Source organism: Mesorhizobium sp. WSM4808 (assembly GCF_055811675.1).
Window position 1 is genome coordinate 1 of record NZ_JBVVQX010000022.1, and the last position, 24,548, is coordinate 24,548.

Here is a 24,548-nt window from a genome sequence, read left to right on the forward strand (position 1 = left end):
CCGCGAACCCATCATAAGGGGGAAAACTGTTACCTATCTATCCGGTTCAAACTGTTACCCATCTATCGGCTGGACACTGGCCGCGACGCCGGCATTCTTCCCGCAACGCTGGAGATTGGCGAAATCGCCGATGACAGCACCCCTCTCCCCGTCACTATACGGGGAGAGGATGCCGGCAGGCAGGTGAGGGGCGGCGCAGACGCTGGCCATTATGAACGGTCGCTGTGACGCTGTAGGATTATCCGGGTGGATCCTGGCGTCACGAGCCTGGAATCTTCGAAGACTGTTCCTCTTGCACGCCAACGATCTCCCTATATTCCCGCACTTCGCCATCGAGCCCGCGCAGCCGCCAGCTCTCCCCCTGCCTGCCCTCGACATGACAGGGCCCGATCGGCACCTTGCCGCCGCCTTCCGGCAGGTCGAGCACATAGACGGGGTTGCAGATGCCCGACAGCCGCGCCCGCAGCGCTTCAGTCAGCGCCTGTCCCTGCGCGATCGTCGTGCGCCGGTGCGCCATGCCGCGCGCGAGGTCGCCATGGTGCAGGTAATAGGGTTTGACGCCGAGGCGGTACATCAGCTCGCGGCAGAGCTCCTCCAGCGCCTCGATGCTGTCGTTGACACCCTTGAGCAGAACGCTCTGGTTGAGCAGCACGAAGCCGGCTTGCCGAAGCGTGCGGCAGGCCACCTCGGTAGCGCCGGTGATTTCACGCGCGTGATTGAAATGGGTGACGACAGTGACCATCAGCCGGCCCTGCAGCGCCACGACGAGCCCTGATGTAATGCGCGACGGCAGCACCACCGGCACGCGCGTATGGATGCGCAGCAGCCGTACATGGGGGATCGCTTCGATGCGCGCGGAGATTTCGGCCAGCGCCTTGTCCGGCAGCGACAGCGGATCGCCACCGGTCAGGATCACCTCGCGGATTTCGGGATGCTCGGCGATATAGGCCAGCGCCGGCTCCAGCGCCTCGCGCGTATAGCCCCTGCCGATCGCGGTCAGCGATTCCTTGCGGAAGCAGAACCGGCAATAGACCGCGCATTGATAGGTCGGGAACAGCAGCACCCGGTCGGCATGGCGATGCGTCAATCGCGGCACCGGGCTGAATTCATGGTCGGCGATCGGATCGTCGAGCTCGCCCTCCGCCTCCTCCAACTCCTGCGGAGAGGGGATGACCTGCGCCCGGATCGGATCGGCCGGGTCGTTCCAGTCGACCAGGTCGAGATAGGCTTTGGGCGCGCGCACCTTGTGGTTCGCCGCCGCGGCTTGGGCGGCCGCGCGCTCGGCTGGGGACAGCGGCAGAGAAGCAAGGTCGCGCACGTGGCGCACACCGGCGCGGACGTCCGCCTGCCAGGCGGTGTCAGGGCCGACGGCGGGTGCATCGTGGAGGTTGGTGTCTGAAGTCATCAGGGTTCTCAGGACAGTTTCTGGCGGAGCTATCGGCCGGATGGCCAGGCGGGTCAACCTTCTGGGGTGGTCGCCGCCATCAAATCAACCGCCTGCAAATCCGTAGGTATTTAGCCAAAATGGCACTATTCTGCGCAGTCTGGGCTTCAGGGAAAACGAATGGACTTCAGCACAGGCCATGGTTACCTGCTCATCGGCGGCCTCATCCTCGTCGGTACTGGGCTGCTCATCCTGTCGCTGATCGTCAATCTGCGCGTCGCCCACAGTGTGCGCGACGACGTGCGCCATCGCGAAAAGCTGCTGGAATACCACCGCAACATCTTCTCGCAGTTGGGCGTGATCCTGATCGGCATCGGCGTGTCGCTGTTCATCTTCTTTTTCCAGCAGAATTACCAAGACCAGCGCAGACGCGAAGCGGATCTTCAGCAGGTTCTGGCCAAGCTGGCGGCGCGCATCGCTCGCGGCGCTCCCCTCGTCGAGTCACTTGGCGAATTCGACGCGCTGCTGGATGACGGCGGGGCCTATATTAGTCCCGAACTTGGTGGAACCAACGCCGCCATCGGCGCGCAGGGAGCGGAGCTTGGCAAGCAGGTCCGCGAAATCCTGCTGGTTGAGCGCGACGTCGACATCCGGGACTTCGACATCCTCAACCTGTCGCGCGATTTCGAGTCGTCGTTCGTCGTCAACGAGCTCGATCCGACGCTATGGTTCGACATCGTGCGCGACGAGAGCGAGATCAAATATGCCATCACCCAACTCACCCTCGACTACAAGGACCTGCAGGATGCGATCGGCGGCGAGCCGATCGAGGTTGCGATCGCCAATCCTGAAACCGAGCGCAAGATCAAGCACGAGGTGCTCGACATCTTCTACGATGCCGACCTCTTGCGCCAGCGCAGCAGGCGATTTCTTGGCCGCGCATGCTGGCTTCTCAGCCACGGACGCAGCTTTGTCAGTCTTGCACCGGTCGACGCGATCGAAGCCGATGCGAGGTCACATCAGGAATGGATAGACAGGTCGAAGCCCTTGCTGGCGCAGACGAAATCGGGCAACGGCGATTGCTTCAAACTGCTCCGGTACGACCCGGAATCCTGAACTCCCGGCGGCACCGTTCGATTTGGAAGTCAGTCCCCCACACGTTGCAGCGTGGCGAGATGATTGTCGTCGAGAAAACCTACGGTCATGGCCGACGCCTTGCCGTCAGCGCCGACCACAAAACTTACACCCGAGGGGCTATCCGGCGTCTCCGCGTCGGGGAAGGTCAGGAAAAGGTCACCGTCGAAATGCCTCAATGAGTAGGACCGGCCGGCGGCCGGGCCTACCCTGAGCACAAGGTGGTCTCCCGCTTCCGACACAATCGCATCGCCGATGAAGTCGTTGGCGTACCGGCCGGCATAGACGCTGTCCGGCCCGGCTGGCCGTGGCGGAGACGGCGGCGCGGCATAGGCGGCCTTGGCCGCCGCGACCGCCGGACCGAACAGGCCCGCATAGATATCATTCCACGCCTTGACCCAGTCCTTCTCGACGTTACCGTCGAAGACGAGATCGGCGAAGCTGTCGGACAATCCCTCCGGCAGGCCAGTCGGAAAGGCGTTGGCGACGATGACGATGCCCAGCTTCTCCTTTGGGAAGACTGTCACCAGGGTACGCGCCCCGACACTGAAGGCGCCGGCGTGGCCCCAGCTCAGGCCGTGTCGGCCGAATTCGACGTTCCAGCCGAGGCCGTAGAACGATGCGCCGCCGGAGACGGGGTTGTTGCCGCGCGCTATCAGCGGAACATGCGTCTGGCTTAGCGCATCGGCGGCAATCAGTGTCTTGCCGGCATAAACGCCGTTGCCGAGGATGAGGCGCAGCCATTGCGAGAGGTCACGTGCCGTGGAGCTGACGCCGCCGGCGGGCGCCTGCGCATCCGGATCGCGCTCTATCTTCGCGGCCCAGGCGCCATCGACCTTGACGTGAAGCGCAGCACGGTTGCTTTGCTTGACGAAGTCCGAATGACGGGAACTGGTCGAGGCCATGCCAAGCGGACGGTAGAGTTTCTCCTCGGCGACCTCCTCCCAGGGCTTTCCTGTCGGCCTCGCGGCTGCCACGGCACCCTCTGTCAATCCGAAATTGCTGTAGGAATACCCGGCGCGAAAGCTCGACGATGGTGGCACGAACCGCAGGCGATGCAGTATCGCGACGCGGTCGTAGCCAATGTCCTCGAGGTCGTCTCCGGCGGTGCCCGGAAGCCCGCTGCGATGCGAAAACAGGTCGCGGACGGTGAGTTGGCTTGCCGGATAAGGATCAGCCAACCGGAAGGCCGGATCGAGATCGGCGATCTTCGAATCCCAGGACACGATCCTGTCGCTAACCAACGCCGCCACGACGGTGGCGGAAACCGGTTTGGAAAGGGAGGCGATCTGGAACACCGTGTCGGCGTCGACGGTCTCTGGCTTGCCGGCCTCGCGATGCCCAAAACCCTTGAGGAAGATCACCTCGTCATCGCGCACGACGCCGATGGCGAGACCGGGTACAGCACCGTCCGCGACGGCGGCTTCGGCAAGCGCTTCGAGCTTCGACAGGGCAGCAGTGATGCGCTCCGGCGTGAGGGTATCGGCCGGCGCCGTGCGCGGCCAAAGCGCCATTGCGGCGATGAAGACCCAAACCCTCCACTGACAGAGATTCCGATTCAGCCGCATGCACAAGCCTCCTCCCAAGTATTCACAAGGCCATGATACAGGCCCGCACGGGTGAGGCCAGCCCTTCTCGGGCCATTCGCGCAACCGGACGGTCGATCTCCTGATCGGCCGCGCCGACGACGTCATCGCCTCTGCCGGGCTACCGCATCGACATCGAAAGCGCGCTGATCGAACATCCGGCGGTCAACGAGGCAGCCGTCGTCGGTGTGCCCGACCCGCAGCGCACCGAAATCGTCAAGGCCTTCGTCGTTCTGGCGCCCGCCTTTCGAGGCAGCGAGGCGCTGGCCGAGGAACTGGCGCAGCATGTCCGCAAGCGCCTCTCGGCCCACGCCTATCCGCGCGAAGTCGAGTTCGTCAGCGAGTTGCCGAAGACGCCCAGCGGCAAGATTCAGCGGTTCCTGCTGAGGAAGGCCGAGGTGGAGAAGCGGAAGGGGTGACGCTGCCGATCTCCTTGTGGGGGTCCGAAGGACGGGCGAGACCCGTGGCTCGCCCGGGAACGGCCCGGCACTACTCCTTTGCGCGAAAAACCTCCGGCACGACGAACACTTCGTCGGCCCGGCCATAGCCGCCGTCGGCGACCTCCTCCACCAGCACCATCGTGAAGGGGCGCACACCCTCGCCGAAAAAGTCGACGAACATCGCTGTCGTTCGATGGATGAGGTCTTCCTTCTGCGCCCTGGAGAGCGCCGCTTGCGGTAACTTGATGTTGGCGAATGGCATGATCTTTTCCTTTCTGTGGAATTTCAGGTTCGGCGTTGAGCGGTCGGCGACGGCTCAGACGACGCCGCCATTGGCGCGGATGATTTGTCCGTTGACCCAGAAGCTGTCCGGCCCGGCCAGGAACGAGACCAGCCCGGCAATGTCGTCGGGCTGGCCGAGCCGGCCGAGCGGGATCATCTTGCCGATGGCCTCGATCTGCGCCTCGCTCTTGCCGTCCGTGAACAGCGCGGTCTCGATCGGTCCGGGCGCTACTGCGTTAACGGTGATGCGGCGCGCGCCAAGCTCCTTGGCCAGAATGTGGGTCATCGCCTCGACACCCGCCTTTGTGGCGGCGTAGACGCCGTAGCCCGGCTGGTAAAGGCCGACGACGCTGCTGGAAAAATTGACGATGCGGCCGCCGTCGCGAAGCCGGCGCGCACCTTCCCGCATGCCGCGGAACACCCCGCCGAGATTGATCGCGATCTGCGTGTCGAACGAAGCATCGTCGGTCTGCGCCATCGGCGACGTCTTCATGACGCCGGCATTGTTGACGAGGATGTCGATGCCGCCGAACGCCTTCTCGCCGGCGTCGAACAGTGCAGCGATACCGTTCGGATCGGCGATATCGGCCTGAACGGCGATCGCCTTGCCGCCGCCGGCTTCGATGCTGCGGACCAGTTCTTCGGCCTCGGCGCGGCCCCGTGCATGATTGATGACGACAGCAACGCCGTCGCGGGCGAGCCGTCGTGCGATGGCGGCGCCGATGCCTTTGGAGGCGCCGGTCACGATCGCGGTTCTGGTTTGGCCACCCGTACTTGTTTGATTGGATGTCATGGAAGTCTCTCCGTGTGTTGGTGACACGGATATAGGCCGGGCCACTTCCCGGATAATCGGCTGCCTATTGACATCACTATTCGGAAATTGCGAACAAAAGCCATGGATCGACTGGACACGATGCGGCTCTTCGTTCGCGTTCTGGAGCGGCGCAGCTTCACCGCTGCCGCGGCCGATCTCGGCCTGCCGCGTTCAACCGCGACGGAATCGATCCGGCGGCTGGAAGAGCATCTCGGCGCGCGGCTGCTGGAACGAACGACGCGGCAGGTGAACGCCACCCAGGACGGCGAAGCCTACTATCGGCGCTGCCTGTCGATCCTGGCCGAAATCGAGGATGCCGAAGCCGCCTTTCGCAATGCCGAGCCTTTCGGCCTGCTGCGCATCGACGCCAGCACGCTGCTCACCCGCACATTCCTGTTGCCGCGCCTGCCGGAGTTCCTCGCCCGCTATGTCAGGATCGACCTGCAGATCGGCCAAAGCGACCGGCTGGTCGATCTCGTGCGCGAAGGCGTCGACTGCGTCATCCGCGTCGGCGAGCCGCCCGACAGCGGCATGATCATGCGGCGGCTGGCTGTCATCCGCGAGATCACCTGCGCCAGCCCTGCCTATCTCGAACGCCACGGCACGCCCGCCTCCCCCGATGCGCTCGACGGTCACCAGGCGGTGGGCTTTGTTTCGTCGCGCACCGGCGAGACCCTTCCGTTCGAATTCACCGTCGCCGGCAGTATCCGTGAGGTGCGGCTGCCAGGCCGCGTCGCCGCCAACAATTCCGACACCGCCGCCGATCTGGCGCGGCTTGGCCTCGGCCTGATCCAGGCGCCGCGCTATCGCTTCGAAAAGGATCTGGCGGATGGGACGCTCGTCGAGGTGCTGGCCGACTATCCGCCCTCGCCGACGCCGCTGTCGGCGCTCTACCCGCAGAACCGCCAGCTCTCGCCACGCCTGCGCGTCTTCCTCGACTGGGCCTCGCGCATCTTCGCCGAGGCCGATCTCTAGGGCAATTCCAGGAAAAATGTGAAACGGTCTTCCGGGGAAAGCGCGTACGGGCTGAGGCCGTTCCGGTCCAAAGGCGGACAAAAGCGAATGAGCGCACTTGATCCGCAACCGAAGTTTCACGAAAATCGTCCCAAAGCCGGTTGCCGCCATTCAGTGCGCCACATTCGGTCTGTTGGACTGGACATTGCGGCGCCTGGCCCAATCGCCGCAGTTGAGGAACCGGATAGCCATTATGAGGAGACTGTTTATAACGGTCGCTGAAATCGCGATGACCAAGGGGAGACGATGCGCTACATACGTCCGCTTTCAATAGAAGATGCCGTTGGCCAGTTGGCCGGGTCGGCTGGTACGGCCGCCATCCTTGCGGGAGGCAGCGACCTCCTGGTCAGGATGAAGGGCGGCTTTGCCGAACCAGAGCTGATCGTCGACATCAAGGCGATCGATGGCTTGAGCGAGATCCGGGAAACGGCTGAAGGCTTCAGCATCGGCGCCGCGGTTCCCTGCGCCGTCCTGGGAGAGAACACCGCCCTCAAGAAGGCATGGCCTGGTGTCGTCGAGGCGGCCAAGCTGATCGGCTCGAAGCAGGTGCAGGGACGCTGCACCATCGTGGGCAATCTCTGCAACGCCTCGCCGGCCGCCGACAGCGTGCCGGCGCTGGTTGCCGCCGGCGCCAAGGCAGTGGTCGTCGGGCCGGCGGGCCGGCGCACGATTCCCGTGCAGAGCGTGCCGACCGCGCCGGGCAAGACGTCGCTGGCCAAAGGCGAGATCATCGAGGCGATCCTGCTCGACAAGCGCGAGCCGCGGTCTGGCGATACCTATCTGCGTTTCATTCCGCGCACCGAGATGGATATCGCGGTGGTCAGCGCCGGCGTGAACCTGACGCTCGATGAGCACGGGGTCGTCAAATCGGCCCGCGTAGCGCTGGGCGCCGTGGCGGCGACGGTGCTTTTGGTCGAAGAGGCGGCGGAGGTGCTCATCGGCTCCAGGCTGGACGAAGCGACGCTGGAGCGGCTCGCCAAGGTCTGCGCGGGCGCCTGCCGTCCCATCGACGACAAGCGCGGCACCATCGAATTCAGACGAAAAGTTGCGGGTGTGCTGGCCCAGCGGGCCGCCACATCAGCCTATGCACGTGCAGGAGGCAAATGATGGCCGGTATAGCAGTTTCAACGACAATCAACGGCGACGCTGTCGAGTATCTTTGCCAGCCGGACGAGACGCTGCTGGACGTCCTGCGCGATCGGCTGGGGCTGACGGGCGCCAAGGAAGGCTGCGGCACCGGCGACTGCGGCGCCTGCAGCATCATCCTCGACGACCGGCTGGTGTGCTCGTGCCTGGTGCTCGGCGCCGAGGCTGAAGGCCGGCGCGTCGAGACCATCGAGGGCATGGCCCATGGCGATACGCTGCACCCGCTGCAGCAGAAGTTCCTCGAGCATGCGGCGCTGCAATGCGGCATCTGCACGCCGGGCTTCCTGATCGCGGCCAAGGACCTCCTGGCCAAGAACCCCGACCCGACCGAGGAGGAAATCCGCTTCGGCCTTGCCGGGAATCTCTGCCGCTGCACCGGCTACGACAAGATCGTGCGCGCCGTCCAGGACGCGGCCATCGTGATGAAGGGAGCCTGAGATGAATTTCGATCCACGTTTTTCCGGACGTAAATTCACCTCCGTCGGCACGCGTCCGATCCGTCCCGACGGCATCGACAAGGTGACGGGCCGCGCGCGCTACGGCGCCGACTTCAACATGGCCGGCCAGTTGGTTGGGCGTGTTCTCAGAAGCCCGCACGCCCACGCCAGGATCGTCAAGATCGACACGTCCAAGGCGGAGAAGCTCGCCGGCGTCAAGGCGGTGATCACCGCGGCCGACCTGCCCGACCTCACCGATGGCGATGCCGCCATGTACGACGTCCTCGACAATTGCATGGCGCGCACGAAAGCGCTCTATGACGGCCACGCGGTGGCCGCGGTCGCCGCGATCGACGCCCGCACCGCCAGGCAGGCGCTGAAGCTCATCGAGATTGAATACGAGCTTTTGCCGCATGTCACCGATGTCGACGAGGCGGCGAAGCACACGGCGCCCCTGATCAACGATGCCATCTTCACCGAGGGCCTCGAGGAAAAGCCGGTAAAACCCTCCAACATCACCAAGCGCAGTCAGTTTGGCCATGGCGATGTCCATCAGGGCTTTGGGCAGGCCGACTTCATCGTCGAGCGTTCCTTCAAGACCGAGCAGACGCACCAGGGCTATATCGAGCCGCATGCCTGCGTGGCGAATTTCAGCTCCGACGGCACCGCTGATCTCTGGGTGTGCACGCAGGGCCATTTCGTCTACCGCCAGCACTGCGCCCAGCTGCTTGGCATGGAAGCCTCGAAACTGCGCGTCACCTCCTCGGAGATCGGCGGCGGTTTCGGCGGCAAGACCCATGTCTGGGCCGAGCCGGTGGCGCTGGCGCTGTCGCGCAAGGCCGGACGGCCGGTGAAGCTGGTGATGACCCGCGACGAGGTGTTCCGCGCCTCGGGCCCGACCAGCGCCACCTCGATCGACGTCAAGATCGGCGCCCGCAAGGACGGCACGATCACCGCCGCCGAAGCGACGCTGCGCTACAGCTGCGGCCCGTATGCCGGCTCCTGGGCCGAGATCGGCGCCATGACGGCATTCGCCTGCTACAAGCTCGATAACGTCAAGACGGTCGGCTACGAAGTGCTGGTCAACCGGCCGAAGACCGCGGCCTATCGCGCGCCTTCGGCGCCGATGGCAGCGTTTGCGGTGGAAAGCGCGGTCGACGAGCTGGCCAAGAAGATCGGCATGGACCCGGTCGACTTCCGCATCAGGAACGCCGCGCAGGAAGGCACACGGTCCTCCTACGGCCCGGTCTACGGACCGATCGGCATCGGCCCGACGCTGGAGGCGGTGAAGAGCCATCCGCACATGAAGGCGCCGCTCGGCCCGAACCAGGGCCGTGGCATGGCTTGCGGCTTCTGGTTCAATTTCGGCGGCCAGACCTGCACCGACCTCAACATCGGCATGGACGGCTCGGTCTCGCTTGCGGTCGGCACGGTCGACGTCGGTGGCTCCCGCGCGTCGCTGTCGCTGGTGGCGGCGGAGGAACTCGGCATCGACTATTCCCAGGTCAAGGCGATCGTCGCCGACACGTCCAGCCTCGGCTACAACGACATGACGGACGGCAGCCGCGGCACCTTCTCCTCCTCGATGGCAACGATCTCGGCCGCCCGCAACGCGATCAAGATCCTGCGCGAGCGCGCCGCGCAGATGTGGGACATTGCCGTCGACGACGTGGTCTGGGAAAAGGGCCACGCGATCGCCAAGGGCGAGAAGCACGGCAATCTCGGCAAGCTGTCGCTGAAGGAGATCGCAGTCGAGTCGGGCAAGACCGGCGGACCGATCGCCGGCCACAGCGAACTCGTTGCCGATGGCGCCGGCGTCTCCTTCGCCACCCATATCTGCGATATCGAGGTCGATCCCGACACCGGCGCCACCAGGGTCATCCGCTACACGGTGGTGCAGGATGCCGGCAAGGCGGTGCACCCGACCTATGTCGAGGGACAGTACCAGGGCGGTGCCGCGCAAGGCATCGGCTGGGCGCTCAACGAGGAGTATATCTACGGCAAGGACGGGCGGCTGCAGAACGCCGGCTTCCTCGACTACCGCATCCCGGTCTGCTCGGACCTGCCGATGATCGACACGCAGATCCTCGAAATCCCCAACCCCAACCACCCTTACGGGGTGCGCGGTGTCGGCGAGACATCGATCGTGCCGCCGCTGGCGGCGATCGCCAATGCGGTGTCGAACGCCGCGGGCGTGCGCATGACGCACATCCCGATGTCGCCGCCGCGCATCCTGGCGGCGATCGAGGCGGAACGGGAATGGTCGAAGTAACGCTCTGGGGCTCGCTCGCCGCGACCGCCGGAGGCCAGAGCAAGGTCGAGATCGAGGCCAAGGACATAAGGGAACTGTTCAGGAAGCTGGCTGAACAGTATCCCGGCCTCGAGCCCTGGATCGACAAAGGCATCGCCGTCGCCATCGACGGGACGATCTATCGCGATACGTGGTCGAAGAAGCTGCCGCAGGGGGCGGAGATTTTTCTGCTGCCGAGGCTGGCGGGGGGGTGAGCGGGGCGGATCGTGATCTCGACTCCAAGATACCAGCCTGAAGTGTCAATACCAGCCAACCCGCAGTAGCGCCTTTCAACGCAACGTCGGGCAAGAACTGCACTTCTGCACTATTAATCACTAGTTGTCCGTATCCATGAGTTGGCGCTTGCAAGGATTGGCAGCTTCGCGCCTCATGCCGGTCGTTTAAACAGGGCCAAACGCATCCGAAAGTTGACGCTGACCGCGCAGAACTCTTCGTTACGTCAAGAGGGAAGATTTGGCGGCTTGCCAATTGCCGATGGTACGTCTTTGACTGGAAAATCATTTAAGACTAGCTGTCGCCGCTAGCCGACCAACTGGCGTTCAACGGACATCACACCATGCGACAGGCGGTGCGCGATCGAATTGATTACGGCGGGGTGGCTGCTCTTATCCGATCGCTAAGATGGGTAGGGAGGTCTACCAAGCCAATGCAATTGCCAGAATAGCTCTCGACAATCTTGAAAAGGCTAGGGAAATAGCCCTGTTGCCGCTTGGTGCGATGGATCGGTATGTACGCTGAAAACGACTTTCAACTCCTCGAAGCCCGAACTGGCGATGTCCGGGTGGAAATCCCTTGGCGGCGTAAGACGGAATACATGAATCCACACGTAGTCTTCAGTGTGGAGCACCTTGAGCGTTCCGCGTTCGCCGAGAATATCACTGCGGTCATAGGCAAGAATGGTACCGGAAAATCGCATCTTCTAACGTCGATCGTGCAGACGTTCATTGCGCTTGAAGATGTTCAAGTATCAAGGCGCGACAAAGTCGGAAGCCTCCCACTCGAATATCTCTCTTATCGTGTCGATGGACAGCTATGCACCGTGGAGCGGCGGCGGAGGCGCAAATTGGAACTCCACGTTGATGGTCGAGAGGTCACCATTTTCGACCTGCCTTTGCCCCGGCGTGTCGTCGCCCTAACCGTCTCACCCTTCGACAAATTCCCCGTTCCGCGGGCCATGGGCTATTCGGCGGAACCAGCGAGGACATCATTATACGAATATCTTGGGCTACGCGATCGTTTCAACAAGGCGTCACTTGAAAACTTACTGTATCGGTCGCTGAATAATCTGTTTGACGAGGGGCACGATGATGCCTTTCGTCGAATCAACATTGGAGCTGTGTTTGAGTACTTGCAGCTGGGTCCTGCTTTAACGGTAGCCTACAGATTGAGGATACCGAAAATTATCCGAGATGCTATTGCCGAACAAAAGACTCTCAACTATCCGGAAATTGGCAAGGACTACTCACAGCGGCGCCGTGTTGAGCAAATGCTAGCGGATGGTCTGGACGTCAATTATCTGCGCGAACTCCTTGAGACAGCAATCTCACGCGCCGAATCGGGCATGATCAGAACAACGGCGAACTTCGCGCTCGGCGGTCAGATCGACGACGCGTTCAGGACACTACAACCGCTTCGACGAGCGGGTTTCCTTAGCATCAAGGGCATTGAGGTTACACAGTTCAACGGCCTCGTGTCCGACCTAAGGCGCGCAAGCTCGGGGCAACTGAGTATGATAGTTTCGCTACTTTCGCTTGCTTCAGTGATTACCAATGCCAGCTTGGTGCTCATTGATGAGCCTGAACTTAGTCTACATCCGGAGTGGCAGACCGAGTATGTCGATCTTCTTGTGAAGACGTTCTCGCGATTCCAGGGATGTCACTTTGTCATCGCCACTCATTCACCGATGGTCATTTCGGAGTTGCCGGATCACGCCAAGGTTATTGCGCTGGACCGAGCTGACATTCCAACAGTAAAGGAAACCGCAGGGCAGTCAGCGGACTTCCTGCTGGCAGAGTTGTTTGGGGCGCCGTCGCCGGGAAACCTGTACGTAAGGCAGCGCATTGTCGAAGCTCTGAAGCTCGCAGCCAACGGTCAAGCGCACTCCCAAACGTTCGAAGATGTGTTGGCGAATCTAAGGAAGTTAGCAACTGAACTAGAACCTAATGATCCAGCCGGTGAATTGATTGCGAACCTAGAAGATGTCGCACGCGACGCGGGCACGAAGGCCACGAAATGATTCCCGTCGCATACTCTCAGGCAAACCAGCAGATCGTCGACGGCTACAACAATCGCCCCCCAGCCACTGGTGACTTCGTTTACTGGAGTGACAACGCCGTGAGTCCGGTCCGTAAACAAATCAAGGATCACTACATCGCCGAGCAGCAGCAGCGGTGTTGCTACTGCAATCGCACGTATCCGACCAACAATAATGCGGTCTGGGATGGCGAACACATCATTGCAAAAAGCTTGGCGGCGAGATTTCTGTTTGAACCTAGGAATCTGGTTGCGTCTTGCAAAGACTGCAACATCTCGAAGGATGAGAACGAGGTACGGGTTACCCCCTCCCGAGTGAGCTTTCCTGACAAGTCAGCGCACTACAAAATCGTTCACCCACACTTTGACACCTACGCAGACCATATTCGGTGGTTTGGCGACGCCGTTAAATCGCTGACTCCGAAGGGATCGAAGTTGATCGCGATGTGCAACCTAACACGCTTTGGTCACCTCAAAATAGGTGCTGATCCGGCGCCGCCGAATCCTATGTTCGATCAGATGGTGGGAAAATTAATGGACCCCCAATCGTCGAAAATAGAGCTGCAAATGGCTCTGGCAAGTATAGGTGAATACGTTAAGTCTATCCCCCAAAAATGACACGCGAGACTTAGAAGGCGTGGAACGTCATCTGGATCGCCCCGTCAGATCAATTCCAACAACAGCTATTTCATCAATCGCTGGAAATCGTGAGGCTAGCAACTGCCAGTGACAACGTAGAGCGCTCACTAGCCCGTCGAAGTCGGTGCGGGAACCGGTTGGAAGCTCCCAAGAGTGTTTGCTCCCTTGGTGGACTAAGACATAGATACCCTGCAGTGAGCGGCGATCTCGGAGGTAGGCAGCGGACAGCTGGTTTTCGAGGCGCTCGAACAACTCAGGGCCGGTCCATTTATCGGCCAGCTTCAATTCTACGGCGACCGGTGTGTCTATTCCTGAGCCGTGAAAGCGGAGATCGGGTCGTTTTGCGTCCGCAAGCTCCTCCTCTTGTGGCAGAGAATAGCGGCCGGCAGCTTTCTCTCTTAGCTCCCTACCGATGAACAAACGCATGTTGCTTTCTTCGTTCACTTTCCGAAGGATAGACGCAATACTGCTAGCGCCATTCTCAAGATCATCTTTGAGATCTAGGAGACGACCAACCGCAAGTTCCGCAAGCTCGCGGTGGGACGTGGGGGTGCGTTCTTGACTTAGCGTAAAATCTCGCACCTGGTCAGGTGTCCAAGCGTCCAAGTCACCATCTTGCTCGGCTCGACGATGCGCGCGGAATAAAATCCACTGGCGCGTGGAGTCGCTTTCCTCGGCCTCGGCTAATTCCTTCATTGCGAAGTATGATTCCTTACCGGGAATATTTTCCAGGACGTTTAGAATCGCATTTCTTGCGTCTTGCGCATGATCGCGCAGTTCCGGCGAATAGACTCCACCATTTGTGCGATCGATGTCATCTGCCCGACGGATATGCAGATGCATTAGCTGATAAAGCGCCTTTAAGTGTGCAGGAGTCTTGAAGGTGTCGCGGGCGACCTTAAAATTACTGCGCCTGTCCCCAAACAGACGTGTGACGAAAATCATCGCCGCCCCGGTCCGCAGGTCATCGCTATCAATCTCTGAGAGATAGTGCTGCAGTGAGGAGATTGCTTCGTCCGGAGCGACTCCAGTCCATGTGGCAAACCAGTGAGCACTGTGAGAAGTGCGGGGTGTGGTCATTGCTTTCGACTTTGCCAGCGTGGCGATTTCATTATCAGGAATCGAAGAGCCCAGAACCATTTGGATCAGCTTATCGAGCGTTTCGGTGTTTCGGGGCTCCGTTGCTCTCAACAGTTCGAAAACTCTGCGTCCAATTTCGGACCAGGCCCACTGTCCCGACCAACTCAGGTCGTCGATGATGTAATGCATACCTTCCTCTGGCTCCTCATTCACTTCGAAGGTCAGTTCCTGCATGAGGAAGTTTGCCACGACGACAGGATGAGCCTGGAATAGGCTCGGGAACCATTCAGGAAATCCGTTCAGCTCATGCGACGCATAGCGGCACGCACGAAGCGCGTCATTCGCGCTGAGACCGGCCGCCCAACCGGCGGTCTCCCTGGCCTCAATAGCGAGCCCAGTTAGGCCAAAAATTATCGAAGCCGATGTCTGATTGGCAGGTGACCCTTCCGACCTGACCTTTGGTGTGGCGCGCCGCCAATGCTTGATTGCGCCCTCGCGATAAGCGAGCGCGACGGCTTCGCCGAAGGTTGGGATTAGCGTCTTCCACGCCCCCATAGTCCATTTGCCGCCACGTTCCGCAGCATCGCGTGTTTGGTGGTGCAGGTACCATTGCGTGCGGGAGATATCGTCGGGATTGGGGAACTTCGGGTCGCGTACGGACTCCACGTTGTTGCGAATGTATTCCTGCGACTTCCGCTTGTTCGCTTTCTCTGTGCGTTCGCGTGCCTTTGCCTGCTTTTTCCAGCGGGCTTCTTGGGGTGTTAGCTGACTACGCGGTGGCGGATTGATGAGCGTTTGGAAGCGTTGCGATAGCTCGCTATTTCCAGCGGATACAGAATTTTTAAGTAGGTCATAGGATTTCTTCGACCTACCGGCGAGGACATAGGCGTCATACGCGAGGGACAAGGCAATCAGCTTGTCGTCGATGAACGGCCTTAGTGCCACCTGGCCGCAAAGGTACTCGAAATCGTCCGGGCCAAATTTCCAGAATGCGCCAAAGATCGAAGCCTGCCATGGCGAGGTGACTCGGTTCTCGCCTCGAGATGCGTGGCGGGCGACGTCGACGTCCGACCAAAATACAGCGCGATTGAGTTCGGGCCACGAGGGTACCAACTCCGCTATCCCAGTCTTCAGCTCACGGATGTCTGGGCTAAAGTGATGCGATGCGCGCAGAGCGTGGAGAGTGCGCAATACTTCTGGGCCCAGCGCGGCAGGCGCGCGAGCAACAACCAGTCGCTCTGCGGTCTTTGCCGCGGTCTCAAGAAGCCAGCTATTTTCCTTCGATACGCGCGCAAAGCGTTGGTCAACGTATGGAGCGTGAGAAAGGAGTTCGTCGAACGCGGCCGCCAGTGACGCCAGAGCCTCGATTGCAGCGCCATCCACAAAGCGGCCCAGAGCGTCCGACAGCTGATCAACTTGGAACCGCTCAGGTGGCTCGGCCACGGCCAGAGCTGATATCAACCAGTCTAGCTCTGGCTTCGACTGGCCCAACACAGACACAATCTCGCCGAGCCACTCACGCTTGATTGGAGGCGTTTCAGCTAGCAACGCATCGCGTACGTCACCGAGGTCCTCAGGAGAACCGATTTCGTGAAGTGCGCGGATAGCCGCTATGCGACGATACTTCCCGCCATCACTTTTAAGGGCCACCTCCTTGGTCTCGTTAAGTGCCCCCTTGATCTGTCCTTGCCAAACCATTCGGAGGAGGAAACCGACAGCATCGTCGTCGTTCTTGTATTCTCTAAGCAGTTGGCGGATGTCGTCCGTAAGGTCTACATTCGCGAAGCGCTGGACGGCGCCCAAGTCTGTCGGCGAGCGGGGCGCGTAGTTGGCGGCAATTTCAGCCGTCACGTCTCTTAGAACTTGGCGCCGTGTCGCCAAAGGTAGCTTAGCCGGATCGCCGCCTTCAAAGAGGACCTCTGGAGCAACGCTGCGCACTCGCTCCCTGATCCGATCGTCGAACAGTGCAAGCCACGGAAGAAGCGGACGCGTCGTTGGAACGATGATTTCCACATCGTATTGCGTTCTAAAAAATAGACTCTCTATCGCACGCCGTGACGTTGCATGAGTGAGCAACTGCCTCAGCCAATCTGCCGCCAGATACTCGCGCACAGTTCGATGATGAAAACGCACAGCTCCATATGCAGGAGCGTCGAATATGGGTCGGTCGAGGATAGCTTTTCGCTCGCGTGAGTCCCAGTCGGGTAGCACCTTATCTGCGGAGATTCCTCGCAGTCCGTGGCCACCACCGGGAACCTGAATAGCTGGGTTTCTGCCTAGCGTCGTCGCGGCAGCAAGTAACCGCGCGCCAAAGGTCGCCTTGTCCTCTGAAAGCGGAAAGGCATCGTCTCTGTTCTGGTCCGGCTCCTTCAAACGGCGCGATATGCCATTCTGCATGATCTCAAGTCGGCCGCCGATCAGGTTTTGGTCCAACCAGAGTGAGATGAGGTCTTCAAGGTCTTGAGGGCGAGTTGTGAAGTACCACGCATCCGCTTTCTGGATGGCCTTCACAAAATCTTTGACGTTGGTAACGCCGGAGGCATCGACAAACCTCTCAACCCTCACCGGATCTAGGTCGTCTAGCGTGACGATGCGAAATGGTGCGGCAGGATTCTCCTCCGGTGCCGCCTTTGAAGATGTCGAAGGGTAGCGTTCGGGTTGGTCACCGTCAACACTATCAAAATCGGAGGAGTCCGTCCCGCTGTTGTCCGGGCCGCCGGGACTAGCGGTGTCCTCGTTTGCCACCCTCACTATTGGTGTATATGGCAAGTACCGCTTGCACATCTCGAGGTCGGTTTTCGGTCGCCATGCAGAGATTCTCCCCGTCAGCAGGATGTGTGAGCGGTCGAGAGCCAGCCGCACCTGGTCGCCCACCAGCTTGACGGCAAGTTCAAAGTCTTGGGCGTGTCGGAGCCGAGCCTCATCCACTGAGTCGAGAAGCAGCCAGCCCTCTCGCCCGGACGAGAGCCAATCCTCAAACTCCTTGAAACTGCCGACGTCGAAGGCATTCGCGAAATGCGAGGGAATGTTTTCGAGACGCAGGAAGAAGGCATCCTTGCCCTCAGAGCGCAGGCGTTGGGCGACATGTCGGATCTCTTCCGTCTTTCCAGAGCCTGCCTCGGAGAGTATGACGACCCGGTATTCGGCTAGGAGCTGATCCCAGGTGAGTGAGTCGCTGGCAAAGAAGGTCCGTGACAGGTCGGCGTCGTCGTTATCGCTTGCATAGCGAGAGAGCTCGTGAAACGTGCGATCCAGCTCGATGTAGCGTCGATTGCCCTCGGGTCTCGGCATATAGGTCCATCACTTGTTGCTTTATGAATCCTACTTGTTGGGAGGCGGCGAGGCCAGAAGATCGTTTGTGTCTACAGGGAAAGTCGCCGCGAATTCGACTTCTTGAGTCAATTGGCTGGCAAGGTGACCGGCTAAGGACATGTTGCACAACATGTAGTTCGTTTGTCGCATGCGATTTTGTGATTGGAAGCTGAGCGTCCGCTTTCCAATTTTCCGGCGTCCAAAGCTGCCAGCCCGCGTCCGGCCCAACAGTAGCCATCCCCCTCAATCCACCCCCCTACCGCTCCTCGACAATCCTCAGATAAGCCGCCGTCACGAACAGCACGATCAGCCCGAACAGGATGCGCCTCGCGCCCTCCGGCATCTGCAGGATGGTCAAGAGCGTCGTCAGCACGGTGAGGATCAGCGCGCCGATGATGGTGCCGGTGTAGCCGCCGCGGCCGCCGAAGATGGAGGTGCCGCCGATCACGGCGACGACCACCGAGGGCGGCACCAGCGGTTCGGCGAGCGACAGCGATGGCGCCTTGATCAGGCTGATAGCAGGCGGGTGAGGCCGGCGAGCACGCTGAAGATCACATAAGGCCCAACGGCGGCTTACCATCACTCGCGCCGCTTCGCAGGCCCCGGCGCCTTTTGCCCGGAAGGCACCGCCAAGGCTATGGATACTTCGTTGGACGCACCCCAGGGTTCAAATCGCCCTGCAGTTCCTTCGGCAGCGGCAGGCTTGAGCATTGCAGGTGCACTTCGCGGGCGAACAGCTTTCGTTGCTTCTGCTCATGCTCCTTGATGGCTGCGACGAGCCCCATCGAGTGTGGACCAAGCAGAACGCCGAACCCCCACCCCGGATGCTCCTTCTCGCGAGCCTGGTAATCCGAAGCCGCCCTGCGTGCCTGCTGGCATGCCGGCGAAGCCCATTTCTGGTCCTGCTGCGAAAGCGACGCCTCATAGTCGACCGGGGAGGTCGCGCATCCGGCCACTGCCGCAGTCAATGCGAGGCAGATTGCGTTTCTCATCCGAAGCCTCTCCTAAGCCTTGTGAAGGGGCCTGCATAGACCTCTTCATCGCACAAGGCGATAGCTCTGCGGTCAGGCGCCTTCCCCCGCTCTCCGCAACCCATCGCCCTCTCCCCGGGCCTTCCCGCAGCCGGATTCGAACATGCCTGGAACCAAATCACGGGGCCTGGAACCAAATCACGGGCGAGACTGTTCAGTTGTAACTTTGATCCCACGCCGACATCCCGGCCGGCAAAGCGGCGACATTGAGGAGTTCTCACCATGAAGATTTCATCCGGATTTCGTTCCATCGCGGTTGCCGCCATCGCCACCGCGAGCATCGGTTTTGCCAGCGCCGCGCATGCCGACAGCGGCACGATCCGCTTCGCCGTCTACAAGGCGGCGTTTTTCGTCGGCGGCTCCGGCGGCAAGGGCACCTTCACCTTCCATGGCAAGAGCTACCCGATCTCGATCGGCGCCGTGTCTGGAGGCCTGGCTTTCGGCGTGTCCAAGACATATTTCCGCGGCACGGTTCGCCATATCCGCCGCGCCCGCGACGTGACCGGGGTCTACGGAGCAGCCGGCGGCGGCGGCACGATCGGCAAGGGAGCCCAGGTGATCATCATGACCAATGACAAGGGCGCCCAACTCGAACTCACGGGCAAGCAAGTCGGCCTGCAGGTCAACGCCGACCTCAGCGGCATGGCCATCTCGTTCGAGTAAGGCCGTCATTCCAGCCGGACCATATTCAAAGGGTGGTGCCGGCTTCGAGCCGACGCCGCCCTTATCATTTACCTAGCTCCTCAACCCCGGCGCTTCCTGCCCCGTCCGCTCGACATATTCCGTATAGCCGCCGCCATAGGTGTGGATGCCTTCGGGCGTCAGTTCCAGCACGCGGTTGGAGAGCGCCGCCAGAAAATGCCGGTCGTGCGAGACGAACAGCATGGTGCCCTCGTACTGCGAAAGTGCCGTGATCAGCATCTCCTTGGTGGCGATGTCGAGATGGTTGGTCGGCTCGTCCAGCACCAAAAGGTTGGGCGGGTCGAACAGCATCAGCGCCATCACCAGCCGCGCCTTCTCACCGCCTGACAGCACGCGGCATTTCTTCTCGATCTCGTCGCCGGAAAAACCGAAGCAGCCGGCGAGTGCCCGCAGCGGCGCCTGGCCAGCCTGCGGAAACGCGTCCTCCAGTGTCTGGAACACGGTGCGCTCGCCTTCCAGCACCTCCATGGCGTGCTGGGCGAAATATCCCATTTTGACGCTTGGCCCGCGCGCGACCGTGCCGGTGTCGGGCTCGGAAGCGCCGGCGACCAGCTTCAAGAGCGTCGACTTGCCGGCGCCGTTGACGCCCATGATGCACCAGCGCTCGCGGCGGCGGACCTGGAAGTCGAGCCCCTCATAGATGGTGCGGCTGCCATAGCCCTTGTGGACGTTCTTCAGCGTCACGACATCCTCGCCGCAGCGCGGCGCCGGCAGGAAATCGAACGAAACCGTCTGGCGGCGCTTCGGCGGCTCGACGCGGTCGATCTTGTCCAGCTTCTTCACCCGGCTCTGCACCTGCGCGGCATGCGAGGCGCGCGCCTTGAAGCGCTCGATGAAGGCGATCTCCTTGGCCAGCATTGCCTGCTGGCGCTCGAACTGTGCCTGCTGCTGCTTGTCGGCGATCGCCCGCTGCTGCTGGTAGAATTCGTAGTTTCCGGAATAGGCGGTCAGCGAACCGGCGTCGATCTCGACCACCTTGTTGACTATGCGGTTCATGAACTCGCGATCGTGCGAGGTCATCAGCAGCGCGCCGTCATAGTTTTTCAGGAAGGATTCCAGCCAGATCAGGCTCTCCAGGTCGAGATGGTTCGATGGCTCATCGAGCAACATGGCGTCGGGCCGCATCAGCAGGATGCGGGCCAGCGCCACGCGCATCTTCCAGCCGCCGGAGAGCTTTCCGACATCGCCGTCCATCATCTCCTGCGAAAAGCCGAGACCGTCGAGCACTTCCCGCGCGCGGCCATCCAGCGCATAGCCGTCGAGTTCCTCGAAGCGGTGCTGCGCCTCGCCATATTTTTCGATGATCTCGTCCATCTGGTCGGCCTGGTCGGGATCGGCCATGGCCGCCTCGAGCGCTGCCATTTCGGCCGCGACTTCACTGACCGGCCCGGCGCCGTTCATCACTTCGGCCACAGCGCTGTGGCCTTCCATGTCGCCGACATCCTGGCTGAAATAGCCGATGGTGACGCCGCGATCGACCTGCACCTGGCCTTCGTCGGGCTGCTCCTGCCCGGTGATCATGCGAAACAGCGTCGTCTTGCCGGCGCCGTTCGGCCCGACGAGGCCGACCTTCTCGCCCTTCTGCAGGGAGGCCGACGCTTCGATGAAGACAAGCTGACGGCCGTTCTGCTTGCTGATGCTTTCAAGTCTGATCATGCGGTGTCCGGGCTATATGCTTGCGTGAAAGGATTTGCCTGGCGCCTTACGCGAAGGATGGCCGCAAAGAAAGAGGCGCAAGCGCCGCATACAGCGGAACGCCCTTGCCTTCCCCCCTTGTGGGGGAAGGTGGATCGGCGCGTCAGGGCCGAGACGGATGAGGGGTGTTCCAGCGGAATGAGACGTTGGTGTTCCCTGGAACACCTCTCATCCGACCTCGCTTCGCGAGGCCACCTTCTCCCACAGGGGGAGAAGGGAGAACCCCACCCAGACACACTCCAGAAACAACATTCAACATCCGGGAAAAACTCGCGAAAACATCGCCTGTCATAACCACCCTCGCGGCGGTCAAGCGGGCTGCTGCACAACGCGAAGAAATGGTCCCGAAAATGCAACGACGTTCGACCGGATGGATGGGTGCCCTGACAGGCATTTCGCTCGCCATGCTGGCGGTCGCACAGTCGGGGGCGGAAGCAGCGGTCACCCGGAGCGAATATTGCAGCCAGCTCGGTCTTCAACTCGACGGAGCCATCCAGACCAAAGCCAAACCCGGTGCCAGTGCGAGCCAGATCGCCGAGGCAACCGCGCTCCAGGACAAGGCGAACCGGTTTTGTGCCGAGCGCAAGCAGGCCCAAGGCATCAGGACCTACGCCAACGCCCTGAAGCTCCTTGGAGTGACGCCGGTCGACTTGAACCAATAGTATCTGCCTTTGAACCATCAAGCACGCCAAGGCTGCTTGATTGCCCCTCCTTCCTGACTTCCTCCCGGGAAAAGGCCGCCGCTCGCAAAAGCGAGGGCGGCTTTTTTCTTGGCTACGCAATGCCGGAGGAAATGCGCGACAGACACCTGTCAAATCCGCACAAAAACAGATGCTTATAACAATTCGGCGATTCAGATACTGAAGCACTTCATGCGACGCTGAGTGCCGATCGCAATCTGCCCAGGAATCGGGTGGCGGGCCGCATGCGCAACGCATACCCCTCGCCGCAGAAAGAGCCTGAGCGGCTTACTTCCTGCCTTGCGGGTAGATCGTCTCGCCGCGCTTCAGCATGGCCACAAACGTCTCGATCTTCTTCTTGCGCCCGGCCTCGGTCTTCATGTTGTGGGTGCGGAAGGCGAGCGCGAAACGGTTCTGCGCGCTGAGTTTTTCAAGCATCGCCTTCGCGGCGGGTTCGGCGTCTATGGCTGCTTGCAGATCGTCGGGGATCTTCATCTCCTTGCCGCTGCCATAGGCGCGCGCCCAGCGCCCGTCCGCCTTGGCCGCTTCGACCTGTTTGAGTCCATGCTCGGTCATGCGGCCCTCCTCGACCAGCCGCGCGACATTGTCGATGTTGATCAGGCTCCAGATGCTCTTCCGGCTGCGCGGCGTGTAGCGCTGCAGGAAACTCTTGTCGTCCAGCCCCTTGCGCACCGCATCGATCCAGCCGAAGCACAGCACCACGTCGATGGCTTGCTTGGGGGTGATCGACTTCAGTCCCGACCCCACCTTGTGAACCATGATCCACACTTCGGTTTCCGTAGCGTGGTGCTTGCCGAGCCACGCGTAGAAGCTGCCCGCATCCGGGAATTCATGGATCTTGTCGGGATCAACCTTGACCGGCGCCATTAGCCGACCTGCTTGTTCAGTGCCGCTCGCGCCACCATAGTTCCTGCTCCCACTGTCGTCTTGCCCCCCGCATTGCGCCCATCGTCATTGCCCGGCATGTGGCACCGATCGCTGTCAGTTTCCGTCAGTTGCGTCACCACAAGCTAAGGAAAGCATCGCCGCGCGACTTCGTCGGGGAGAAGAGAGGGCGCGCGATATTCCACCGCCATGCTATAGGACCGCAAGGTGTCAGTCTGGGGGAATATGCCACCGTGAAATCTCTGCTGCTCGCTTTTCTATCCTTGCTGTTGCCGAGCCTCGCCCTTGCGGAGCCGATCGAAACCCGGAAAATCGTCACGGCTGTGACTGGCGACTTCAACGGCGATGGCGCCGTCGATCTTGCCATGGTGGTCGAGACCGAGCCCGGCCAGCCGATGGACGTCCACTTCTTCCTCAGGGACAAGGAGCACAATTACCTCAAGCCTGTCGAGATCGTGCACGAGCAGATCCACGGGGAATGGAACGGCTACGACCGGCCGGGCTACGAGAACTCCGACACCGAGCCGGAACTGACGATGCTGCCCAACGGTTCGATCAAATTCTACCTGCCAGCGATGCCGGTCGGAAGCGAACGGACCGACATGACGCTGACCATCGCCTGGCGCAACGGTGCCTTCATCGTCGCCGGCTTCGCCTATAGCCATGATGACTATTTGAAGGAGAATGCCGAAAGCGCCTGCGAGTACAATGTGCTGACCGGCAAAGGCACCAGCAGCGAAAAGCAGCCGGACGGCAGCACCAAGCACAAGACCGTCTTGATCGAAGGCCAGGCCATCGCTTTCAAGGACTGGAACCCGGGCGCTGCCTTCACTGCTTGCGGCAACTGATCGCCCTGCATCATCGGCGCTTCCGATAGCGCTATCGGTTTCTTCTGTTTTCACTTGCCGCACCGAACTGCCATTTCCCTGCCCTTGTCCATCCAAGCAAAGGCAGAGCGAAATGAGCATTTCAAATCAGAAAATCCTGATCGTCGGCGGCGGCTCCGGCATGGGTCTGGCGCTGGCCCGGCGCTGCGTTGAGGCTGGGGCCATGGTGATCATCGCCGGTCGCGGCGAGAACCGGCTGCGACAGGCGCGCGAGGCGCTTGGCAATCCCGCCGGGCTGGAGACGGCCGTCGTCGACATCACGCGCGAAGACCAGGTCGCGGCTCTGTTCGCAGGCATCGGCGACGTCAATCACATCGTCAGCACCGCAGCCGACATCGAAGGCGCCTACCAGCTATTGCCGGCGCTTGACCTGAAGGCGGCGCAAAGAATGGTCGAGAGCAAGCTTTATGGCCCGCTGCTGCTCGCCAAGCACGGTGCGCCACGGCTGGCAACAACCGGCTCCATGACCTTCGTTTCCGGCATCGCCGCCTATCGGCCGGCCGCACGCGGCTCCGTCGTCGCGTCAGTCAATGCGGCGCTCGAAGGGCTGGTGCGTGCGCTGGCCGTGGAGCTCGCGCCGATCCGCGTCAATGCCGTCTCACCCGGCTGGGTCGACACCACGATCTGGGCGCAGGTGGCCGGCGATCGCAAGGACGCGACCCTGGCCGCGATGGCCGAGCGGCTGCCGGTCGGGCGGATCGGCCAACCCGATGACATCGCCGACGCCATCGCATTCCTGATCGGTAATGGTTTTACCACGGGATCGACGCTGCATGTCGAGGGCGGCCACCGCCTGATCTAAACCGCCGCTGCCT

At 61.3% G+C, this 24,548-nt stretch carries 21 protein-coding genes and 2 pseudogenes; 14 read left to right on the forward strand and 9 right to left on the reverse strand.

Annotated features, from left to right (window positions below):
* Nucleotides 1–228, forward strand: a 228-nt coding sequence (locus tag AC0L2U_RS29295) for a hypothetical protein (protein ID WP_473603054.1), incomplete at its 5' end; no start/stop codon positions are given.
* A gap of 31 nt (nt 229–259) precedes the next feature.
* Here the strand turns inward: AC0L2U_RS29295 and AC0L2U_RS29300 are convergent.
* Nucleotides 260–1,405: a KamA family radical SAM protein gene (locus AC0L2U_RS29300; RefSeq protein ID WP_473603056.1), complete on the reverse strand. Its 1,146-nt coding sequence runs from the start codon at nt 1,403–1,405 to the stop codon at nt 260–262.
* Between the two features lie 159 nt (nt 1,406–1,564).
* Between AC0L2U_RS29300 and AC0L2U_RS29305 the strand changes: the two genes are divergently transcribed.
* Complete coding sequence (locus AC0L2U_RS29305; protein WP_473603057.1) at nt 1,565–2,500, forward strand: hypothetical protein; 936 nt, start codon at nt 1,565–1,567, stop codon at nt 2,498–2,500.
* A 29-nt stretch (nt 2,501–2,529) separates the two neighbouring features.
* On the opposite strand, the gene AC0L2U_RS29310 is transcribed toward AC0L2U_RS29305, so the two are convergent.
* The gene (locus AC0L2U_RS29310; RefSeq protein ID WP_473603058.1) at nt 2,530–4,086 is read right to left on the reverse strand and encodes a serine hydrolase; all 1,557 of its coding nucleotides are present in this window, start codon (nt 4,084–4,086) and stop codon (nt 2,530–2,532) included.
* A 103-nt stretch (nt 4,087–4,189) separates the two neighbouring features.
* Between AC0L2U_RS29310 and AC0L2U_RS29315 the strand changes: the two are divergent.
* Nucleotides 4,190–4,523: pseudogene (locus AC0L2U_RS29315) on the forward strand (AMP-binding enzyme); the annotation flags it as partial.
* A 70-nt stretch (nt 4,524–4,593) separates the two neighbouring features.
* On the opposite strand, the gene AC0L2U_RS29320 reads toward AC0L2U_RS29315, so the two are convergent.
* Together AC0L2U_RS29320 and AC0L2U_RS29325 are read right to left on the reverse strand one after the other, a co-directional pair.
* Nucleotides 4,594–4,806 carry a tautomerase family protein gene (locus tag AC0L2U_RS29320; protein ID WP_127269408.1) on the reverse strand — a complete coding sequence of 71 codons (213 nt, stop codon included), beginning with the start codon at nt 4,804–4,806 and terminating at the stop codon, nt 4,594–4,596.
* Nucleotides 4,807–4,860: 54 nt separating this feature from the next.
* Nucleotides 4,861–5,619: an SDR family oxidoreductase gene (locus AC0L2U_RS29325; protein ID WP_128364934.1), complete on the reverse strand. Its 759-nt coding sequence runs from the start codon at nt 5,617–5,619 to the stop codon at nt 4,861–4,863.
* Between the two features lie 102 nt (nt 5,620–5,721).
* Here AC0L2U_RS29325 and AC0L2U_RS29330 point away from each other — a divergent pair, with 102 nt between their 5' ends.
* From AC0L2U_RS29330 to AC0L2U_RS29360, 7 genes are all read left to right on the forward strand, one after another.
* Entirely contained in the window at nt 5,722–6,615 is an 894-nt protein-coding gene (locus AC0L2U_RS29330) for a LysR family transcriptional regulator (RefSeq protein ID WP_473603059.1), read from the forward strand.
* Nucleotides 6,616–6,900: 285 nt separating this feature from the next.
* Nucleotides 6,901–7,761, forward strand: a complete 861-nt coding sequence (locus tag AC0L2U_RS29335; RefSeq protein ID WP_473603060.1) for an FAD binding domain-containing protein — start codon at nt 6,901–6,903, stop codon at nt 7,759–7,761.
* Nucleotides 7,761–8,237 (forward strand): (2Fe-2S)-binding protein, encoded by a 477-nt coding sequence (locus AC0L2U_RS29340; RefSeq protein WP_013530647.1) that lies wholly within the window; start codon nt 7,761–7,763, stop codon nt 8,235–8,237. Before AC0L2U_RS29335 ends, AC0L2U_RS29340 begins: the two co-directional genes overlap by 1 nt.
* Before the next feature lies 1 nt (nt 8,238).
* Entirely contained in the window at nt 8,239–10,509 is a 2,271-nt protein-coding gene (locus tag AC0L2U_RS29345) for a xanthine dehydrogenase family protein molybdopterin-binding subunit (RefSeq protein WP_473603061.1), read from the forward strand.
* On the forward strand, nt 10,497–10,742 hold the full coding sequence (locus tag AC0L2U_RS29350) for a MoaD/ThiS family protein (protein WP_127383011.1): 246 nt from the start codon (nt 10,497–10,499) through the stop codon (nt 10,740–10,742). Before AC0L2U_RS29345 ends, AC0L2U_RS29350 begins: the two co-directional genes overlap by 13 nt.
* A 533-nt stretch (nt 10,743–11,275) precedes the next feature.
* The gene (locus AC0L2U_RS29355; protein WP_473603062.1) at nt 11,276–12,784 is read left to right on the forward strand and encodes an AAA family ATPase; all 1,509 of its coding nucleotides are present in this window, start codon (nt 11,276–11,278) and stop codon (nt 12,782–12,784) included.
* Nucleotides 12,781–13,419, forward strand: a complete 639-nt coding sequence (locus AC0L2U_RS29360; protein ID WP_473603063.1) for an HNH endonuclease — start codon at nt 12,781–12,783, stop codon at nt 13,417–13,419. The genes AC0L2U_RS29355 and AC0L2U_RS29360 overlap by 4 nt, the downstream gene beginning before the upstream one ends.
* Nucleotides 13,420–13,446: 27 nt before the next feature.
* On the opposite strand, the gene AC0L2U_RS29365 is transcribed toward AC0L2U_RS29360, so the two are convergent.
* The 3 genes and pseudogenes from AC0L2U_RS29365 to AC0L2U_RS29375 all read right to left on the reverse strand — a co-directional run bounded on the left by AC0L2U_RS29365 (nt 13,447) and on the right by AC0L2U_RS29375 (nt 18,824).
* Nucleotides 13,447–17,811: an NACHT domain-containing protein gene (locus tag AC0L2U_RS29365; protein ID WP_473603064.1), complete on the reverse strand. Its 4,365-nt coding sequence runs from the start codon at nt 17,809–17,811 to the stop codon at nt 13,447–13,449.
* Between the two features lie 277 nt (nt 17,812–18,088).
* Nucleotides 18,089–18,390, reverse strand: a pseudogene (locus AC0L2U_RS29370) (ABC transporter permease); the annotation flags it as partial.
* Between the two features lie 77 nt (nt 18,391–18,467).
* Nucleotides 18,468–18,824: a hypothetical protein gene (locus AC0L2U_RS29375; protein ID WP_473603065.1), complete on the reverse strand. Its 357-nt coding sequence runs from the start codon at nt 18,822–18,824 to the stop codon at nt 18,468–18,470.
* Nucleotides 18,825–19,085: 261 nt separating this feature from the next.
* Here AC0L2U_RS29375 and AC0L2U_RS29380 point away from each other — a divergent pair, with 261 nt between their 5' ends.
* On the forward strand, nt 19,086–19,526 hold the full coding sequence (locus AC0L2U_RS29380) for a hypothetical protein (RefSeq protein WP_127267000.1): 441 nt from the start codon (nt 19,086–19,088) through the stop codon (nt 19,524–19,526).
* A 72-nt stretch (nt 19,527–19,598) separates the two neighbouring features.
* Here the strand turns inward: AC0L2U_RS29380 and AC0L2U_RS29385 are convergent, their stop codons facing one another.
* Nucleotides 19,599–21,221: an ABC-F family ATP-binding cassette domain-containing protein gene (locus AC0L2U_RS29385; protein WP_127255771.1), complete on the reverse strand. Its 1,623-nt coding sequence runs from the start codon at nt 21,219–21,221 to the stop codon at nt 19,599–19,601.
* A gap of 389 nt (nt 21,222–21,610) precedes the next feature.
* On the opposite strand from AC0L2U_RS29385, the gene AC0L2U_RS29390 reads away from it, so the two are divergent.
* Nucleotides 21,611–21,922 (forward strand): hypothetical protein, encoded by a 312-nt coding sequence (locus AC0L2U_RS29390; protein WP_164762488.1) that lies wholly within the window; start codon nt 21,611–21,613, stop codon nt 21,920–21,922.
* A 306-nt stretch (nt 21,923–22,228) separates the two neighbouring features.
* Here AC0L2U_RS29390 and AC0L2U_RS29395 read toward each other — a convergent pair whose 3' ends face one another.
* The gene (locus AC0L2U_RS29395) at nt 22,229–22,828 is read right to left on the reverse strand and encodes a YdeI/OmpD-associated family protein (RefSeq protein ID WP_473603066.1); all 600 of its coding nucleotides are present in this window, start codon (nt 22,826–22,828) and stop codon (nt 22,229–22,231) included.
* A gap of 251 nt (nt 22,829–23,079) precedes the next feature.
* Between AC0L2U_RS29395 and AC0L2U_RS29400 the strand changes: the two genes are divergently transcribed.
* Together AC0L2U_RS29400 and AC0L2U_RS29405 are read left to right on the forward strand one after the other, a co-directional pair.
* Entirely contained in the window at nt 23,080–23,694 is a 615-nt protein-coding gene (locus AC0L2U_RS29400) for a hypothetical protein (RefSeq protein WP_473603067.1), read from the forward strand.
* Nucleotides 23,695–23,806: 112 nt separating this feature from the next.
* A complete protein-coding gene (locus tag AC0L2U_RS29405) occupies nt 23,807–24,535 on the forward strand; it encodes an SDR family oxidoreductase (protein ID WP_127396890.1) in 729 nt (242 codons plus the stop codon).
* The last annotated feature ends 13 nt before the right edge of the window (nt 24,536–24,548 follow it).

What these genes read in the sequence shown, in the direction of transcription:
- AC0L2U_RS29340 (WP_013530647.1), top strand. Translation starts at nt 7,761, where the DNA reads ATGGCCGGTATAGCAGTTTCAACGACAATCAACGGCGACGCTGTCGAG.
- AC0L2U_RS29335 (WP_473603060.1), top strand. Translation starts at nt 6,901, where the DNA reads ATGCGCTACATACGTCCGCTTTCAATAGAAGATGCCGTTGGCCAGTTG.
- AC0L2U_RS29355 (WP_473603062.1), top strand. Translation starts at nt 11,276, where the DNA reads ATGTACGCTGAAAACGACTTTCAACTCCTCGAAGCCCGAACTGGCGAT.
- AC0L2U_RS29365 (WP_473603064.1), bottom strand. Translation starts at nt 17,811, where the DNA reads ATGCCGAGACCCGAGGGCAATCGACGCTACATCGAGCTGGATCGCACG.
- AC0L2U_RS29345 (WP_473603061.1), top strand. Translation starts at nt 8,239, where the DNA reads ATGAATTTCGATCCACGTTTTTCCGGACGTAAATTCACCTCCGTCGGC.
- AC0L2U_RS29390 (WP_164762488.1), top strand. Translation starts at nt 21,611, where the DNA reads ATGCAACGACGTTCGACCGGATGGATGGGTGCCCTGACAGGCATTTCG.
- AC0L2U_RS29360 (WP_473603063.1), top strand. Translation starts at nt 12,781, where the DNA reads ATGATTCCCGTCGCATACTCTCAGGCAAACCAGCAGATCGTCGACGGC.
- AC0L2U_RS29310 (WP_473603058.1), bottom strand. Translation starts at nt 4,086, where the DNA reads ATGCGGCTGAATCGGAATCTCTGTCAGTGGAGGGTTTGGGTCTTCATC.
- AC0L2U_RS29320 (WP_127269408.1), bottom strand. Translation starts at nt 4,806, where the DNA reads ATGCCATTCGCCAACATCAAGTTACCGCAAGCGGCGCTCTCCAGGGCG.
- AC0L2U_RS29300 (WP_473603056.1), bottom strand. Translation starts at nt 1,405, where the DNA reads ATGACTTCAGACACCAACCTCCACGATGCACCCGCCGTCGGCCCTGAC.
- AC0L2U_RS29330 (WP_473603059.1), top strand. Translation starts at nt 5,722, where the DNA reads ATGGATCGACTGGACACGATGCGGCTCTTCGTTCGCGTTCTGGAGCGG.
- AC0L2U_RS29405 (WP_127396890.1), top strand. Translation starts at nt 23,807, where the DNA reads ATGAGCATTTCAAATCAGAAAATCCTGATCGTCGGCGGCGGCTCCGGC.
- AC0L2U_RS29325 (WP_128364934.1), bottom strand. Translation starts at nt 5,619, where the DNA reads ATGACATCCAATCAAACAAGTACGGGTGGCCAAACCAGAACCGCGATC.
- AC0L2U_RS29395 (WP_473603066.1), bottom strand. Translation starts at nt 22,828, where the DNA reads ATGGCGCCGGTCAAGGTTGATCCCGACAAGATCCATGAATTCCCGGAT.
- AC0L2U_RS29375 (WP_473603065.1), bottom strand. Translation starts at nt 18,824, where the DNA reads ATGAGAAACGCAATCTGCCTCGCATTGACTGCGGCAGTGGCCGGATGC.
- AC0L2U_RS29380 (WP_127267000.1), top strand. Translation starts at nt 19,086, where the DNA reads ATGAAGATTTCATCCGGATTTCGTTCCATCGCGGTTGCCGCCATCGCC.
- AC0L2U_RS29305 (WP_473603057.1), top strand. Translation starts at nt 1,565, where the DNA reads ATGGACTTCAGCACAGGCCATGGTTACCTGCTCATCGGCGGCCTCATC.
- AC0L2U_RS29350 (WP_127383011.1), top strand. Translation starts at nt 10,497, where the DNA reads ATGGTCGAAGTAACGCTCTGGGGCTCGCTCGCCGCGACCGCCGGAGGC.
- AC0L2U_RS29385 (WP_127255771.1), bottom strand. Translation starts at nt 21,221, where the DNA reads ATGATCAGACTTGAAAGCATCAGCAAGCAGAACGGCCGTCAGCTTGTC.